This is a genomic window from Mucilaginibacter sp. CSA2-8R (assembly GCF_038806765.1).
In the GTDB taxonomy this organism is placed as follows: Bacteria; Bacteroidota; Bacteroidia; order Sphingobacteriales; family Sphingobacteriaceae; genus Mucilaginibacter.
Window position 1 is genome coordinate 510158 of record NZ_CP152389.1, and the last position, 17539, is coordinate 527696.

14 protein-coding genes are annotated in these 17539 nt (G+C 41.5%); 8 read left to right on the plus strand and 6 right to left on the minus strand.

Going from position 1 to position 17539, the window contains the following annotated elements:
• Positions 1–36 precede the first annotated feature (36 nt).
• From AAGR14_RS02145 to AAGR14_RS02160, 4 genes are all read left to right on the plus strand, one after another.
• The gene (locus tag AAGR14_RS02145; protein WP_342646950.1) at positions 37–1995 is read left to right on the plus strand and encodes a M1 family metallopeptidase; all 1959 of its coding nucleotides are present in this window, start codon (positions 37–39) and stop codon (positions 1993–1995) included.
• Positions 1996–2137: 142 nt separating this feature from the next.
• Complete coding sequence (locus AAGR14_RS02150) at positions 2138–2788, plus strand: hypothetical protein (RefSeq protein ID WP_342646951.1); 651 nt, start codon at positions 2138–2140, stop codon at positions 2786–2788.
• Between the two features lie 136 nt (positions 2789–2924).
• Positions 2925–3719 carry a diadenylate cyclase CdaA gene (cdaA, locus tag AAGR14_RS02155; RefSeq protein WP_342646952.1) on the plus strand — a complete coding sequence of 265 codons (795 nt, stop codon included), beginning with the start codon at positions 2925–2927 and terminating at the stop codon, positions 3717–3719.
• Positions 3720–3865: 146 nt separating this feature from the next.
• Positions 3866–5470 carry a PAS domain-containing sensor histidine kinase gene (locus AAGR14_RS02160; RefSeq protein WP_342646953.1) on the plus strand — a complete coding sequence of 535 codons (1605 nt, stop codon included), beginning with the start codon at positions 3866–3868 and terminating at the stop codon, positions 5468–5470.
• Positions 5471–5483: 13 nt separating this feature from the next.
• Here the strand turns inward: AAGR14_RS02160 and AAGR14_RS02165 are convergent, their stop codons facing one another.
• The 3 genes from AAGR14_RS02165 to AAGR14_RS02175 all read right to left on the minus strand — a co-directional run bounded on the left by AAGR14_RS02165 (position 5484) and on the right by AAGR14_RS02175 (position 9225).
• Entirely contained in the window at positions 5484–5891 is a 408-nt protein-coding gene (locus AAGR14_RS02165; RefSeq protein WP_342646954.1) for a hypothetical protein, read from the minus strand.
• A gap of 159 nt (positions 5892–6050) precedes the next feature.
• The gene (locus AAGR14_RS02170) at positions 6051–8552 is read right to left on the minus strand and encodes a M1 family metallopeptidase (protein ID WP_342646955.1); all 2502 of its coding nucleotides are present in this window, start codon (positions 8550–8552) and stop codon (positions 6051–6053) included.
• A gap of 262 nt (positions 8553–8814) precedes the next feature.
• A complete protein-coding gene (locus AAGR14_RS02175) occupies positions 8815–9225 on the minus strand; it encodes a BrxA/BrxB family bacilliredoxin (RefSeq protein WP_342646956.1) in 411 nt (136 codons plus the stop codon).
• A 449-nt stretch (positions 9226–9674) separates the two neighbouring features.
• Here AAGR14_RS02175 and ahcY point away from each other — a divergent pair, with 449 nt between their 5' ends.
• A complete protein-coding gene (gene ahcY / locus AAGR14_RS02180) occupies positions 9675–10991 on the plus strand; it encodes an adenosylhomocysteinase (protein WP_342646957.1) in 1317 nt (438 codons plus the stop codon).
• Between the two features lie 63 nt (positions 10992–11054).
• Here the strand turns inward: ahcY and AAGR14_RS02185 are convergent, their stop codons facing one another.
• On the minus strand, positions 11055–11705 hold the full coding sequence (locus tag AAGR14_RS02185; protein ID WP_342646958.1) for a M15 family metallopeptidase: 651 nt from the start codon (positions 11703–11705) through the stop codon (positions 11055–11057).
• A gap of 77 nt (positions 11706–11782) precedes the next feature.
• Here AAGR14_RS02185 and AAGR14_RS02190 point away from each other — a divergent pair, with 77 nt between their 5' ends.
• The 3 genes from AAGR14_RS02190 (at position 11783) to AAGR14_RS02200 (ending at position 16098) form a co-directional block, all read left to right on the plus strand.
• Complete coding sequence (locus AAGR14_RS02190; RefSeq protein ID WP_342646959.1) at positions 11783–12841, plus strand: proline iminopeptidase-family hydrolase; 1059 nt, start codon at positions 11783–11785, stop codon at positions 12839–12841.
• A gap of 104 nt (positions 12842–12945) precedes the next feature.
• Entirely contained in the window at positions 12946–13518 is a 573-nt protein-coding gene (locus tag AAGR14_RS02195; RefSeq protein ID WP_342646960.1) for a DUF6252 family protein, read from the plus strand.
• A 219-nt stretch (positions 13519–13737) separates the two neighbouring features.
• Positions 13738–16098, plus strand: a complete 2361-nt coding sequence (locus tag AAGR14_RS02200; RefSeq protein ID WP_342646961.1) for a PAS domain S-box protein — start codon at positions 13738–13740, stop codon at positions 16096–16098.
• A 1-nt stretch (position 16099) separates the two neighbouring features.
• On the opposite strand, the gene AAGR14_RS02205 is transcribed toward AAGR14_RS02200, so the two are convergent.
• The gene (locus AAGR14_RS02205) at positions 16100–16828 is read right to left on the minus strand and encodes an alpha/beta hydrolase-fold protein (protein WP_342646962.1); all 729 of its coding nucleotides are present in this window, start codon (positions 16826–16828) and stop codon (positions 16100–16102) included.
• A 60-nt stretch (positions 16829–16888) separates the two neighbouring features.
• Complete coding sequence (locus AAGR14_RS02210; protein WP_342646963.1) at positions 16889–17479, minus strand: GDSL-type esterase/lipase family protein; 591 nt, start codon at positions 17477–17479, stop codon at positions 16889–16891.
• Positions 17480–17539: the final 60 nt, after the last annotated feature.

The following is a 17539-nucleotide window of genomic DNA, read 5'->3' on the forward strand; positions in this document are numbered from 1 at the left end:
GCCGTTTATTTATAACTAAAACTATACTTCCTGATAATGAAATTAAGCTTTGTAGCCGGTTTATCGCTGGCTTTAATGGCTGTTACCGGCTTAAGCCGTGCACAACAGCAAGCCGACCCGGCAGCTTCTAAGTACAGCTACACCGATGCTTTTGGTCCGCTGTTTTATCAAAAAAACGGTAACGAGTTCAGGGCGGCGAGTGGCGAGCCAGGTCCGCGTTACTGGCAAAATCGTGCTGATTACCAGTTATCGGCCCACCTTAACGATCAAACCAACGAAATTACTGGGAGCGAGGTGTTAACTTACACCAACAATAGTCCGCAAAAGCTGGGCTTTTTATGGATGCAGCTCGATCAGAACTTGTTTAAGCAGGATTCTCGCGGCAGTGCCATCATCCCGTTAAGCGGTAGCCGTAATGGTGGCCGTGGTGCGTTTACCAATGGCTATAACATCAAGTCGGTTAGGGTTAATGATGCAGATGTGAAATTCCTGATTAATGATACCCGCATGCAGATTTTTCTGCCTAAAGAGGTTACTCCTAATGGCGGCCAGGTAAAAGTAAAGATTGAGTATTCTTTTACAGAACCTGATTATGGCTCGGACCGTACCGGTATACAGCAAACTAAAAACGGTAAAATATTCAGTATTGCCCAGTGGTACCCACGCATGTGTGTGTATGACGACGTGATGGGGTGGAATACCGTACCTTACAGCGGACCGGGCGAGTTTTACTTGGAGTATGGCGATTTTGATTTAGCCATTACGGTTCCGGCAAGCCATATTGTACTGGCCTCCGGCGAATTACAAAACCCGCAGGAAGTATATACTGCCGAGCAGCAAAAGCGCTGGGCGCAAGCCGCGCAAAGCAACGAAACCGTAATGATTCGTACTCAGGACGAGGTGACTCAGGCTTCTTCGCGTCCGGCAGGAAAGCAAGAATTAACCTGGCGTTTTAAAATCCGCAATGCCCGTGATGCATCGTGGGGTTCATCAGCCTCATTTATGGTTGATGCTGCTAAAATCAATTTACCGAGCGGTAAAAAGTGTATTTCGGTATCTGCTTACCCGGTGGAATCTATGGGTAAATTGGCTTGGGGACGCTCAACCGAGTATACTAAAAAAGCTATTGAGCATTACTCGTCAAAATGGTTCGAATTCCCTTACCCGGTAGCTTCTACCGTTGCAGGTAATTTAGGTGGTATGGAATATCCGGGTATCGTTTTCTGTAGCAGCCGCAGCAGAGGAGCTGGTTTATGGGGTGTAAACGATCATGAGTTTGGCCATACATGGTTCCCGATGATTGTAGGTTCAAACGAGCGCTTATATGGTTGGATGGACGAAGGTTTTAATACTTTCATCAATACACTTTCGACCGCTGCTTTCAACAATGGTGAATACAAAGACCGCGTTATGGATATGCACCGCGTAGGTGCTTTGTTCACCCGCCCGGATGTGGAAGCTATATTGAACACACCTGCCGGTTTAAAAGAACGCAATAATGGTTTACTGCTATATTCAAAACCAGGTGCAGGTTTAACTATGCTGCGCGAAACCATATTAGGCCCCGAGCGCTTTGACTTTGCTTTCCGTACTTATATTGATCGTTGGGCATTTAAACACCCAACACCGGATGACTTTTTCCGCACGATGGAGAACGCCTCTGGCGAAAGTTTACAATGGTTTTGGCGCGGGTGGTTTTTAAATAACTGGCGTTTGGACGTTGCCGTGCGCGACGTAAAATACGTTGACAACGATGCCAGTAAAGGTGCACTAATTACCTTAGATAATTTAGAGAAGATGGCCATGCCGGTTATACTCGAAATTAAAGAGAAAGGCGGTAAAACGGAGCGTATTAAGCTACCGGTTGAAATTTGGGAGCGTAACAACACCTGGACTTTCAAATACCCGTCCACTTCAGAAATTGAGTCAGTTACTTACGACCCGGATAAAGTATTGCCTGATTACAACGAATCAAATAATACTTTTAAAAAGTAGTAAAAAACCCGGCTTAATAGCCGGGTTTTTTATTATTAAACTTTAACAATTTATATGCAAACTAAGCCGTAACAACGCGGTTTTAGATAGACAGATACGGGGTAACATGATAAGTTTTAGATATACAATAGTACTTTTATTGATGTTGACGGGCTTTGCTGCCAGCGCTCAGGATAATCATATAAAGGGGCAGGTGATTGAGACTGGTACCAACAACAAGCTAACCGATGTACTGGTACGTAATACTAACAATAACCAGGTTGTTTTAACCGGCGATAATGGCTCTTTTGATATCAGAGGGTTGATGGGGCATACCCTTATTTTTTCTTCGCCAGGATATGTATCTGATACGCTGTATATCACCGACTTAAAATATAAAAACATTGTGATGACCCCACTGGGTATTGCACTGCGCGAAGTAAGCGTACGTGGTCAGCGTTTTAATCCACGTGCCGAATACCATCAGGTGTATGAAAAAAGTAAGGTATATGTGCTTTCGCCAACCTCTTGGTTTGGTAAGGATGCCAAAGACGCCCGCAGACTTAAAAAATATTTCGAGCGAGAAGTAAAAGAACGCCATGTTGATTCGGTATTTACCAAAGCGTATGTAGGCAGTATTGTACCGTTAAAAGATCGTGATCTGGAAAACTTCATGATTTTGTATAGACCTACATATGAATTTATACGCAGTAATAAAGCAGAATCTTTAGCGGCTTACATTAACGATTCATATAAAAAATACATAGCATTGCCGCCCGACCAACGGGTTTTGCCTAAACTCAGCACCCAGTAAACGTTATTAAAATAATAATTTAGGCGCCGGGCATGTCTGTCCGGCGTTTTACATTAATATAAATAGGTACTTATGCTGACTGCAATCAAACCTGTGCTATACTTCTCAAACCGGGCTAATTTGTATAACTTCGCTTATGCAGTCGATAGACTTAAGCCCATTTAAAACCAACCTGTTTTTTAACATATTAGATATATTACTGGTAGCCATTTTAATCTACCAGTTATACAATTTAATACGTGGCACTATTGCGGCAAATATATTTATTGGCCTGGCCATGTTATGTGTGCTTTACTTTATTGTAAAAGCGCTGGATATGAAATTGCTGACTACCATTTTAGGCAATTTTATGAATGTGGGTATCATCGCTATTATTGTTGTCTTTCAGCAAGAAATCAGGCGGTTTTTGTTGCTGGTAGGGCGTAATGCATCTTTGCAGCGTAACAGGACGTGGTGGCGGTATTTTTTAGGAAAATCGGATGTGGAGAAAGATAACTACAAACGTATTAAGCCCATTATAGACGCCTGCAAGAGCATGAAACAAACGCATACCGGTGCGCTAATTGTTTTTGTGAAGGATTACGACGAGCAAATTTTTCAAACCAGTTGTGAAGTGATGGATGCCAAAATTTCGAAAAGACTTATTGAAACCATATTTCAAAAAAACGGACCGTTGCATGACGGTGCGGTTATCATATCGGGCAATAAAATTAAATCGGCCAGTTGTATTTTGCCTTTAACCGATAATAGTGATTTGCCTGCACAATTTGGGCTGCGCCACAGGGCGGGTATTGGTGTTACTGAGGCTAATGATGCTTCTGCCATCATAGTATCAGAAGAAACCGGCGAAATATCTTATGCTAAACAGGGGCGGGTAAAAATGAACATTAGCTTTGCCGAACTCGAAAAGCTGCTTAATAAAGATTACTAACGCTACAGGTTATTTTTAAGCTACAGTCGTACTAAGAGCCAACTTTAGGTAAATCATTTTTAAAGCCAGACGATATTCTTAATAGTTAAATGCGGGTATGATGAATTTTTTGCTGATGTTTGTTTTTATTAGCTAATTATAGTTACATGCTTTCGTTAGAAGATAAGTATAAAGCTGAAATCGAGCAGCTTAAGCAGGAAAATGAACAATTAAGTTTAGCATGTCAACAATTGACCGCTCAGGCCGAAGCTCACAGAACCTTGGCTGAAATTAATGCGGATGCTTTACTGGTGGGGTTAGAGCAGTTTAAAATGATTGCTGATAATGTTCCAGTACAAGTGTGGACGGCTAACCCGGGTGGTATTTTAGACTATCATAACAAGCGCTTTACTGAGTATAGCAGTCTATCTTTGTCTGACGAGATAGGTTGGGAATGGACATCCGTAATTCATCCTGACGATCTGCAGCGTATTACTGATCAATGGCAGTATTCGTTAGATTATGAAGTACCTTTCGAATCTCAATTTCGAATTAGGCAGGCTGCTGATGGCATTTACCGGTGGCATTTGGGTAAGGCACTACCGCTTACTGATGGCAGCGGGCAGGTAGTTAAATGGTTTGGTACCAATACTGATATTCATGAACAAAAGGAGATTGAAAAGCAAAAAGACGAATTTTTAAGTATTGCCAGTCATGAGTTAAAAACTCCGTTAACATCAGTAAAAGCTTTTTTGCAATTAGGACAAAAAGCACTCTCTCCCGAAATTAACGCTTATCGCTTTATTAATAAGGCCATTACACAGCTCCGGCGCCTGGAGAGCCTGATTTCTGATCTGCTTGACGTTTCAAAAATCAATGCAGGCAAAATGAATTATAACTTATCGCCATTTGAATTTGATTCGGTATTGCAAGAGGTTGTGGATAACATGCAACAAACCAGCGAAAGGCATCAAATCATCGTTGATTTCAATACTCCGGTAACCTATAACGGCGATCGTATGCGGATTGAACAGGTTATAAACAACCTTTTGGTTAACGCAATTAAATACTCACCTGATGCCGACAAAATTATAGTACGCTCGGAACTGCAGCAAGATAATATCATAGTATCTGTTCAGGACTTTGGTATAGGTATAGAACCGGAAAGCCTGAATAAACTTTTTGATCGTTATTATCGGGTTGATAATAGCTCAATGCGTTTTCAGGGCTTAGGTTTGGGTTTGTTCATTTCATCAGAAATCATCAAACGGCATAACGGAAGCTTTTGGATAGAGAGCGAAATTGGTAAGGGATCGGTTTTTTATTTTTTGTTGCCGGTAAGTGGACAGCAACAGCTTATTGATTTAGAGACCGACTATCAAACCTATTACAAAGGAAACTTTATTGAAATGAAGTATGTACCAGAAATGCAGTGGATGGATGTGAACTGGATAGGCTACCAAAATTTCGAGTCAGTTAAAAAAGGTTGCCTTATTATGCTCGATCTGTTAAAAAAGACGCATTGCTCTAAAGTTTTAAATGACAATACATTAGTAATGGGCAATTGGTCGGAGGCTGCTGATTGGGGGGGGCAATACTGGTTCCCAGCTATGCAAGATGCCGGCTTGAGACATTTTGCATGGATATATTCGCCAAGTACTTTTAGCCGGATGTCGGCACATAAAAGCATTGATATTACCATGGGTAAAGTAACTGCCCAGTTTTTTAATGATATTAATGAAGCCCGAGAATGGTTGGGCAGCATTGAGTAATAGGTAACTGCGTTTAAGGATTAACCTTTGGCTGCTCCTTTTTAGTCGGATCAACAACATCAATAGGCTTAATCAGCATGGTATAACGCGTATCGGTATCACTTAATTTCACTATGGGCATGTTATCGGTGCTCCCGCCGTTCTTTTTACCTGCAACCGGCATGGTACTGTAAAATATTTCGTGCTGAGCAGTTTGGTTAGCGTTGATGCTTGCCTTGCGTATCCTGTCGGCCAGGTTCTTTTCAAACAGTTGTTTTTTATCAAGCGGTGCCCCAATGGTTATGTTGAGGTTAGTATCCAGCTTTAATTGCTGGTCCATTGGTGTTAATAAGGTTGATGGTGCTTTCTGCTTATAAATTTGAGCTTGGGCAGCAAAACCAAATACACTTAAAACAATAGCGGAAAGGCAGGTTTTTATCATGGCTTTAAACAATTATAAACTAAGTTATTACATTACTCCTTAATATGCTAACTATTTAATGTTTTTAACATTTGAGTGCTTTTACCGTTTTAATTAAAATAAAATAGGCCGCCCTCAACATCGGGCAGCCTATCAACAATAAAAATTTAGCGTTACGTATTATTGCATTTGTTTAATGGCATTATCTGCAGCATTAACAGAAGCAGTATCGTTCAATTTGGCGCGCTGGTCTTTAATGGTTTGTAAAAAATTAACCAATGCCGGGGCAACGCCATATTGCTTGTAACGTGTGCCTACAGTTTTAATTTGCTCAATACCTTGTTGCGCATACTCCGATTTTTGCAGGCGACCAACGTAAGCTACATAGCTACGCATTACCGAAAATTTAGCTTGCACGTCGGCCTCGTCAAATTTACGGTTCACATAAGGCCACTCGGCATCGCCACCGCTGGTGGCGTATATATTTAAAATGCTTTGTGCTAATTGGCCATCACTATCTTTTTCCAGGCTTTTAGCTAATGCCAGCCCTGACGCCGGATCGAGCTGGTTAAGGGCATTAAGTGCTGATGCCTGTACAGCATACGACTGGCTATTTAAAGCTTGCTTAAATAGCGTAGTATTGCCTGACGCTTTTAAACCCGCTAAGGCATTGATAGCTGCAGCTTTAACTAAGTTGTTTTTATCGGTTTGTACCAGGTTAATCAGTACTGGCTGTGCCGCATTGCGCACATCATCATTGTTAAGCTTCAAAGCTCTGATGGCATCCATCCGAATACCATAATACTTGTCTTTAAGAGCAGCCAGGATAATTTTGCGAGCTTCAGTGTTATCCGAGCGCTGAGCCGTTGCCCAGGTCAAGGCCTCCGCACGGTCTAAATACAAAGGTGCATTGTTGTATTGGAATAAAAATTCGGCACCCATCTTAACATCTGTTTTTTTGGCAAGCAGCATTTTGTCGCCGTCTACATTCACCAAATCGGGTTTGGCTGCCAGCTTAAATGTGAGGGTGTCGGTTTTATCGCGCATCCAAACCATATGGCGCTCTTTTTTACCGCCGCTATAAATGTCAATAGCCATAGGCAGCACAAAGGCATTGCCTGCCTGATTTTGCTGCAGATAGATAGACTGAGTTTTGGTGGCAGCATCCCAATTGTAGGTAATGTTTAGCTCTGGATGGCCGGCATTGTAATACCATTGGTTAAAAAACCAGTTAAGGTCTTTGCCACTGGCTTCTTCTAAAGCTAAACGTAATTGTTGCGCCTCGCCATTTTTAAAGGCGTTATTTTTCAGGTATATATTAAGGCCTTTATAAAAAGCATCGTTGCCTAAAAAATTACGCAGCATATAAAGTATAGAGCCGCCTTTTTGGTACGTCACTACGTCGAACATATCTTCTTTGTCGTTGTAATGGAAACGTACCAGATCTTTGCTCGACGCATCGGCAGAGTTAAAATAGGCTTTGCGATCGCTGTTAATGTGTGCATCGCCCTCGTCTTTGCCATATTTGTGCTCGGCCCAAAGGGTTTCACTAAAATCTGCAAAAGACTCGTTAACTGTCAGGTTGCTCCAGCTTTCAGCAGTTACATAATCGCCAAACCACTGGTGAAAAAGCTCGTGCACCACCGTGCTTTCGCCCTGGCTAATGTTGTAATAACGGTCTTGAAACTCGCGGGCAGTACCTTGTACATAATCGCCATGCAGGGTGGCAGTGGTGTTTTCCATCGCGCCGCTTACATAATCGCGTACTACAATCTGTGCATATTTGTTCCATGGATAGTCAACACCTAATGTTTTTGAGTAAAACTCCATTACCTCTGGGGTATACCCAAAAATAGTTTTGGCATAAGGCGCATATTTAGGCTCCAGGTAATAGTTTACTTCTTTATCGCGCCACTTATCTTTGTATATTTTGAAGTTACCTACTGCCATCATGAAAAGGTAAGGCGAGTGGGGTAAGTCCATTTTCCAATAATCGGTGCGAGTACCGTTACCGTTACTTTTTTGCGATACCAGTTTACCGTTAGATAAGGTAGTGTACTTTGCCGGCACCGTCATGTAAATTTCGTCGGTGGTTTTTTGATTTGGCTTATCAATAGTCGGGAACCAAGCCGAAGAACTTTCGGTTTCGCCTTGCGTCCAGATCTGTACTGGCTTGTCTTTTACGGTGCTGTCAGGGTTAATAAAATATAAACCTTTGGCATCGTTAATAGCTGCACTGCCTTTTACTTTTAAATCGTCGGGTTTGGCTGTGTAAGCAATGTAAACGGTATATTTTTCGTTGTTTTGGTATACCCGGTCCAGGTGGATGTTAAGCGACAGGCTATCCTGGTAGGTGAATTTTAACGGGATGTTTTTGGTGCCGTTAACTATAGCTATGGTTTTAATATCCATACCTTTAGCATCTAAGCGCAGTGTATCGGTAGGGTACATGTGCGGCTTTAAGGTTACCCATTCTTTACCGTATAGGTATCTCTTTTTATAATCAAAACTTACATCAAGCTTGGTATGCACCAAATCATTGATTTTAGCGGCGGTAGCCCGGTAAATTTTTAGCGCCGAACTTTCTGCAACGGGTGGCTGAGTTTGAGCGGCAGCCGGTAAACTTAATGCGGCCAGGCAAATGCTTGTCCAAAAAAGTGCAAACGGTTTATTTGTTAACATAGAACTATTTGAAATATATCAGTTTGTTGTTTAAGCAGAATTAACTAAATGAAAATCAAAGGTAACTGTTATAGCGTAATTATAAAGTTTACCGCCTTGTAAAAGGATAGTATTTAATGGTTTTGAACTTAAATGTACTTGATCAATGCTGTTTCACTCAATTAAGAAAATGAATAGTGTTATTACCGGCCTTTTTATTGAATTTTATACAAAACAAAAAATCCGGCGTTGCGGGCCGGATTTAATATAAAGTAGCTAAAATTTAGCAATATTGATCAAAAGCATCAATCAGGTTATCGGCAATCATCTGTGCCGGACGACCTTCGATTTGGTGGCGCTCAATCATGTGCACCAATTTGCCATCTTTAAATAATGCCATAGCCGGTGATGATGGTGGGTAAGGCAGCATATAGCGGCGTGCTTCGTTAACGGCATCAGCTTCCATACCGGCAAATACAGTTACCAGTTTGGTTGGGCGTTTTGCATTTTGGGCAGCCAGTTTAGCCGCAGGCCGGGCCATAGCTGCGGCACAACCGCAAACCGAGTTTACCATTACAAATACAGTTCCTTCGCTTTCAACTGCATTTTTAACTTCCTGCGCATCTTTCAATTCCTCAAAACCTGCATTGGTTAAATCAGCCCGCATAGGGGCAACTAAATATTCTGGGTACATGTTGTCTTAATAATTTATCGTTTAGCAAAAGTACTCAATACCTATTTAAAATACTTAACACGTTAAAATATTAACATTTAACTGACGTTTTTGCATAACCAAGCGGTATATCTATCTTGTCTGAGTGCATGGGTCGGTGGTTATAATAATATGGATGCATTAGCCATGGCAACAATATCTATACCTGGTACGGGCACCTTTCCCGCATTTTGGTTAGAGAAGGGCAGCGCATCAGTGTGGGACAGCTAATTGGTAAAGTAGGCTCAACCGGGCCGCAATTTCATTACGAGGTTCGCCGTAATGGTAGGGCAGTTAATCCGAAACAGTATCTGAACTTAAATTAAACACTGTTAGGCGAAGGTCTGCTGTATGTCATGTTGTGCGTAAATAAACAACGGGTTTGTATAACCTGCTGGTATTAACTACCTTTGCGTACAAAATAATTAAGTATGTCATCAGTAGAAACTACCTACGTTAAACACAAAGTAAAAGATATGTCTCTGGCCGATTGGGGCCGCAAAGAGATAGAGCTTGCTGAAGCCGAAATGCCTGGTTTGATGGCTTTACGTGCCGAATTTGGTGCAGCAAAACCTTTAGCAGGTGCACGTATTGCAGGCTGTTTGCACATGACTATCCAAACTGCTGTTTTAATTGAAACACTTGTTGAACTGGGTGCCGAAGTTACCTGGTCATCTTGTAATATATTTTCAACCCAGGATCATGCTGCTGCTGCCATTGCTGCTGCCGGTATTTCTGTTTATGCCTGGAAAGGTATGAATGCCGAAGAATTTGACTGGTGTATTGAGCAAACATTATATTTTGGCGAAGACCGCCAGCCGTTAAACATGATTTTAGATGACGGTGGCGACTTAACCAATATGGTATTAGATAAATACCCTGAACTGGTTGGCGCAATCAAAGGTTTGTCTGAAGAAACTACCACTGGTGTGCACCGTTTATACGAGCGCGTTAAAAATGGTACCCTGCCTATCCCGGCTATCAATATCAACGATTCGGTTACCAAATCTAAATTTGATAACAAATACGGTTGCCGCGAGTCATTGGTTGACGCTATCCGCCGTGCAACTGACGTAATGATGGCTGGTAAAGTAGCTGTGGTTTGTGGTTATGGCGATGTAGGTAAAGGTTCGGCCGACTCATTGCGTAATGCAGGCGTTCGTGTAATTGTTACCGAAATTGACCCGATTTGTGCCCTTCAGGCTGCAATGGAAGGTTTTGAAGTTAAAAAGCTAAGCACTGCGATTGCCGAAGCTGATATTGTGGTAACCGCTACCGGTAACTGCGATATTGTACGCGAGCAGCATTTCCGTGCCCTTAAAGACAAAGCCATCGTTTGTAATATCGGTCACTTCGACAACGAGATTGATATGGCCTGGTTAAACGGTGCTTACGGTAATACCAAAGTGGAAATTAAACCACAGGTTGATAAGTATACTATCGAAGGTAAAGATGTGATTGTACTGGCCGAAGGTCGTTTGGTAAACTTAGGTTGTGCAACCGGTCACCCAAGCTTCGTAATGTCTAACTCGTTTACCAACCAAACTTTAGCGCAGTTAGAGCTTTGGACTAACGGTGATGCTTACGAAAACAAAGTATACACACTGCCTAAGCACCTAGACGAAAAAGTAGCCCGTTTACACTTAGCAAAAATTGGTGTTGAATTGGAAGAGTTAGACCAGTACCAGGCTGAGTACATCGGCGTTACTGTTGATGGTCCGTTTAAACCGGAGTATTACAGATATTAGTCGTTTTTTGGTATATAAACTAAGAGGGATGCAGCTTCAAAACTGCATCCCTCTTTTTGTTTACTACAACCTTTCAAAAGGCACATCGCTAATTCTATACATCTTCCAGTCTTTATAATCAAAGTGCCACCATTCAACTTTAAAAACGGTAAAACCGTGGGCTTCCATTTTGCTGCGGAGTAGGTCACGCAGGTGGCGTTGCCTGGTAGTACCGCCGGTATACTCAGGGTAAGAGCGTTCGCTCATTTCATCGTAGGCGCCCGTCATCTCTACTTCTTTGCCGGTTTTAAGATCATACAACGATAAATCAACCGCGCAACCCCGGTTATGTCTTGATCCGTTTTTGGGATTAGCTACAAACTGCCGGTCTTTGGGCTTGGTCACATCCCAAAATAGTTTAGTTACGCTCCATGGGCGGTAGCCATCAAAAATCAGCAGGCCATAACCCAATGGTTTCAGCTCCCGGTTTACCGCGGCAACGGCCAGCGCCGCATCGCGCTGTAAAAAGGCGCGCGGCTGGGTGTACACAGCGCGGCCGGCCAGGTTATTTTTGGTAGCGTAACGTATGTCCAGTTTTAGCGTGGGGTCTATTTTAATAAGTTCGACCAGGTCGGTGGTTTTAAAATGGCCCTTTTCTTTAGGCATGCGCACTGCACAGCCCAACAGCAAGTAATAAATAGTGTAAATAACCAGTAAACTTAACAGTCTTTTCACTGTAGTAAAATAGAGGAATTTAAATCCTCTTGCAAATGCTTAAATTCAATATCTTAGAATTATCAGCCCACTGCCTTATGTTTAAATCTACTCATCTATTTAAAGCTTTTTTCTTGATCTGTGTTATCGGCTTTGTGGCCTGCAAAAACGATAAGCAGGGGAGTGACATGACTGTATCCAGCTATTTTAAAGACAGCACAGCCGGCGCTAAAACCGGCGGAGTACAGGTTATTCCCATCAACACGCCTAAGGGAAAATTTAATGTTTGGACTAAAAAGATAGGCAACAATCCTAAAATTAAAGTCCTTCTGCTCAATGGCGGTCCGGGTGCTACACACGAATATTTTGAGTGTATGGAAAGCTTTTTACCCAATAAAGGGATTGAGCTGATTTACTATGACCAGTTAGGCTGCGGTAATTCTGATAACCCGAAAGATACCTCGATGTGGAGCCTGCCTCGGTATGTAGAAGAGGTAGAACAAGTGCGCCAGGCGTTAAAACTGGATAAAGATAATTTTTACTTACTCGGCCATTCCTGGGGTGGCATTTTGGCGATGGAGTATGCGCTGAAATATCAAGGTCATTTAAAGGGGTTGGTAATCTCTAACATGATGGCCAGTTGTCCCGATTATGGAAAGTATGCCAATGATGTATTAGCCAAACAGATGGATCCTAAAGTGCTGGCCAAAATCAGGGCTATTGAGGCTAAAGGTGATTTTAAAAATCCGGAATACATGCAATTGCTTAAACCTAACTTTTATGCCAAACACATTTGCCGTATCCCTTTAAACCAGTGGCCTGAGCCTATCAATCGCTCATTTAGTAAAATGAACGAGTCGTTGTACGTAACCATGCAGGGGCCGAGCGAATTTGGTATATCCGGTAAGCTCGAAAAATGGGACCGTAAAGCTGATTTGCCAAAAATTAAAGTGCCAACTTTAACTATAGGCGCCGAGGGCGACACCATGGACCCTAAACAAATGGATTGGATGTCGAAACAGTTGCCAAACGGTAGTTACCTGTATTGCCCTTACGGTAGCCACCTGGCTATGTACGATGACCAGGACAATTATATGAAAGGTTTAATTAAGTTTATTGAAGCTGTAAATAACGGTAAGAATAAAATATTATTATAACTGTAACAGTAAAATCATACCCGGATTAGATTACTGTTAAAAAATGTGAAATAAAAAAATCGAGTTTTACAGTAAGATATATTGCGCAAAAATTAAGCGCATATATGAAAACTCTGGTTAACTTACTCATGCTTATGGTACCTGCTTTGTTGATGCAAAGCTGTAAGAAAAAGGACGACAGCACCGATACGGCAGCCACAACACCGATTTTACAAGCCTATATTAATGGTAACGTTTGGACTCCCGATACCTTGAGTGCCGCAATTACTTATACAGCCGCAACTGGAGTAAAAGAATTTAGCTTTACCGGTACCAAAAGCCAGAAAAGAGTAATAACCAGCGTTAAGCAAAATGATACGAATAACAGTGCTTTTCCTTTGACAACTTACAAGGTTGATGATACGCTTACCTCACCTGTGGCCATGAGCTTATACACTCAACAGCTAACATCAACAGGGAATTATGATTTTGTATTGTACGGGACTGCAGCTGAAGCCAATGCCGGTTCGGTTACAATATCGGCAGTAGATACCGTTAAAAAAACGATTACCGGTACTTACAGTTTTACATCCAGCAAGCTCAATTATGATGAGAATGGAAACTATGTTTCTATAACCTTAGGTACCATTACATCAGGACAATTTAACGCTATGCCTTACACTTTTAAACGAAACTAATTTAGGTTTTCAAATTATATGATAACAACAAGGCATCCACTATAAAACAGTAGATGCCTTTTTGCATACATGCACTCAAAATTTTTAGCAAAATGCTCTAATAGCAGATCTACACATTGGATTAAGTAAGTCGTTACATTTAACTTGAAATGTATGTATTTACAACATTTAAGAGTAAGTTTGTACGTAACGTTATAGAGACAGATTTGAAATAGTGCGATGCAAAACACCAACCAGTTAACAGTTAGTAATCAGACAACATATTTAACGGCATGGTTAGATCAAATACCAGTTGCTTCATTTAGTTATGATACTCAAGGAGTAGTTACAGGGCTTAACCAGTCTGCCTCAAATTTATGTGGTAAAGCTTTAACAGTCGGTAGTACTTTAAACAGTTTCACTGTACATATTACTCCCTTACATAGCGGTTCTTTTACAACAGAACAGGGCCTAATGTATTGTACGTTACAACAAGGTAACACTGTTAATGGTGAGGAAGTACTATTTAAACATCCTGATGGTGGTATAATAAAACTAAAGTGGTATGCCAAGCCGTTCATTGCCAATGATAATGTTATAGGTGGTGTGTGTACCTTGATTGACATCACAGATTATCTTAATAATGGAGATGATGGAGCATTGCTGGCTGCTATTGTAAACAATTCAAGTGATGCCATTATTAGTAAAACTTTGGATGGAATAATTACCAGTTGGAATAACGCTGCACACAATTTATTTGGCTATACTGCCGAAGAGGCCATTGGCAGGCACATCTCCATACTTATTCCGGAAGCTCGACTTCACGAGGAAGATACAATTATCGGCAGTATCTCTCAAGGAAAGAAAATAGATCATTTTGAAACTGTACGTGTTACTAAGGGTGGAAAGGCAGTAACTATCTCCCTTTCAGTATCGCCGGTTACCGACAGGTATGGTAAAATTATAGGTGCCTCCAAAATTGTTCGCGATATTACAGAAAGAAATCAGGCCGAGGAGCGACAAGCCATGCTGGCAGCCATTGTTGATACTTCTGATGATACTATTTTGAGTAAAACACTGCAAGGTGTTATTACCAGTTGGAATAAGGCTGCTGAAAAAATGTTTGGTTATACTGCCGAAGAAGCTATTGGTAAGCATATATCTATGCTGATACCAACATCGCGTTTACAAGAAGAAGATTATATTATAAGTAATATAGGCCAGGGTAACAAGGTAGACCATTTTGAAACTGTCAGGTTAACCAAGGAAGGTAAAGAAATTCCTATTTCTTTGTCGGTATCACCGGTAATGAACAGTGATGGTAGGGTAATAGGAGCTTCCAAAATAGCCCGTGATATTAGCTTGCAGAAAGCTACAGAACAAGCACTAAAAAGCCATACGCACCGGTTAGAGATTATTAACTCAGTAACCAAGATTATTTCTGAGGGGCTTGACCTTCAGAAAATACTTCAAAAAGTAACTGATGTTACAACCGAGCTTACCGGAGCAGAGTTTGGTGCTTTTTTCTATAATACCATTAATGAAAGCGGTGACGCATTAATGCTCTATACCTTATCAGGCGCACCTAAAGAGGCGTTCGAACAATTAGGCATGCCCCGAAATACGGTTTTGTTTCATCCAACATTCTCAGGCCACGGTATTGTGCGTGTAGATGATATTACCTTAGATGCTCGTTATGGACAAAACCATCCGCATAATGGGATGCCTAAAGGGCACCTGCCGGTTAAAAGTTATATGGCAGTTCCTGTAGTATCCAGATTGGGCTCTGTTATTGGCAGCTTGTTTTTTGGTCACTCCGAAGTTGGCAGATTTACTGCTGAGCACGAAGCTTTAGTTATGCCGATAGCGGCACAAGCTGCCATTGGTATTGATAACGCAAAGCTATTTGAAGAAGTAAAAATACTCAATGATAAAAAGGATGAGTTTATTGGTTTGGCCAGCCATGAGCTTAAAACACCGTTAACCAGTATTATCGGCTATCTGCAGATTTTGAATAGGCAAATTAAAGATGAGCATACTAAAAAGTTTATGATCAAAACTCTTCAGCAAGTCAAAAAGCTGTCGGGATTGGTATCTGACTTGTTAGATGTATCAAAAATTGAGGCTGGAAAACTGCAGTTAACTAAAGATAACTTTGATATATGCCAAGTTGTTGATGACGCTATAGAGCTTATACAGCACTCAAACAAAACACACACCATCAGCTTTCATCCAAACATCGACAACTTGCAGATTTATGGTGACCCGCAACGTATAGAACAGGTAATCATTAATCTGCTTACTAATGCCATTAAATATTCGCCGCAGGATAACCGCGTAGAGGTAGGGATCAATCATACTGCAAACGAAGTGCAAATCAGCGTTAAAGATTTTGGTATGGGTATACCTGCTGAAAAATTACAACATGTGTTTTCGAGATTTTATAGGGTTGAGGACCTGAATCCTAACATTTCGGGTTTGGGTATCGGGTTGTACATATCACACGAAATTGTGAGCCGGCATAACGGTAAACTATGGGTAGATAGCACCTTGGGGCAGGGCAGTACCTTCTGGCTAAGCTTACCGGTTGGAGATATTTAATCTACAAATAAAACTTCACCATTTGCCGCCAGTACCGGGGCCGGTGTGCATCATTATCCCAAATGTAAAACTGGTGAGTAATACCTTTAGACCATAATAGATCTGAAAAAGCTAAGTTACCGGGCAAAAAGGGGTCTGTTTCGCCAATGGCTATAGTAATATCCAGTTGCTTGATAGTATTAAGCAGGCCTTCGTCAGTTAAATTAGACATATACTGCCTCGGCATGTTAAAGTAAATATCCTCATCACGGTAGCCGTCAAACAAATCATCGTAATTGGGCAGTGATATAGTAAGGTCATAACGGCCGCTCATGCCGGTTACCTTAGTAAACAGTTGGGGGTGTTTTAAGCCTAAGTTTACAGCATGATAAGCGCCCATGCTACAGCCTGCTACCGCTAGCCCGCTACTGCCATTTAGCTTGCGTATAAAAGGCAACACCTCATTAATCAAATAATTTTCATACAGAATGTAGCGTGCTATGCGGCCTGCCGGATGTATGTTTTTATTGTAAAAGCTTTCGGCATCAATGCTGTCTACGCAAAATAATTGTAGTTCGCCATTCTCTAACTTTTCAAATAGCGAACCAACAATACCCCAATTTTCATAATCATAAAATCTGGCCATACGCGTTGGGAAAAATAGTACAGCCCGGCCGGCATGGCCAAATACCAGCAACTCCATATTGCGCTGAAGCGCTTTACTGAACCATTGATGATATGCTCTTTCCATGGGGTTAATTGTTTTTAACTATCGCGTGTCCAGGTTTTGCATACATCATAAACGGAAAAATCAGCGCGACAATTGCTGGGTGATCAGTTGCGTCCAGAGTTCGTAACCCTTGGGGTTCATATGCAGGAAATCGGCACCGTAGTATTCTTTTTTTGGATTATGATCGGCATCCAGCATTGCTTCGAAAATATTGATGAAGCGCCAGTTATTATCCTGCTTAATAATTTCGCTCTCAATCAAATTATTAGCATATCTAAACTGGTCGGCCAGGTGCCAGCGGCTGGGGCTGGGTTTAATAGAAATATAATAACAGGGCAGGTTGCCAAAACGTTGCTGGGCTTTTACTACCAGTTGCTCAAAAAATATAAATACTTCTTCCGGGTTACGGCCATCGCTCAGGTCATTGTCGCCCGCATAAACAACAAGGCGCTTAGGGTTTAACTGCACCATCAGCCTGTCAAAAAACCAAACACAAGCCGCCAGGGTAGATCCGCCAAAACCAAGGTTGATAGGTTTATATGCCATAAAATCGTCGTTCAGGCTGCTCCATAAACGTATACTCGAACTCCCGTAAAATAAGGTTTCGGGCTGATAGGGTAATTCCCTTATTTTCTTTTCAAGGGCTTTAACCTCGTCTTCGTACCAATGCATGCGGGTAATATATAAAAGTAGTTTTAACTTTTAATGAAGTGCTTAAAAGTTGATTAAAAT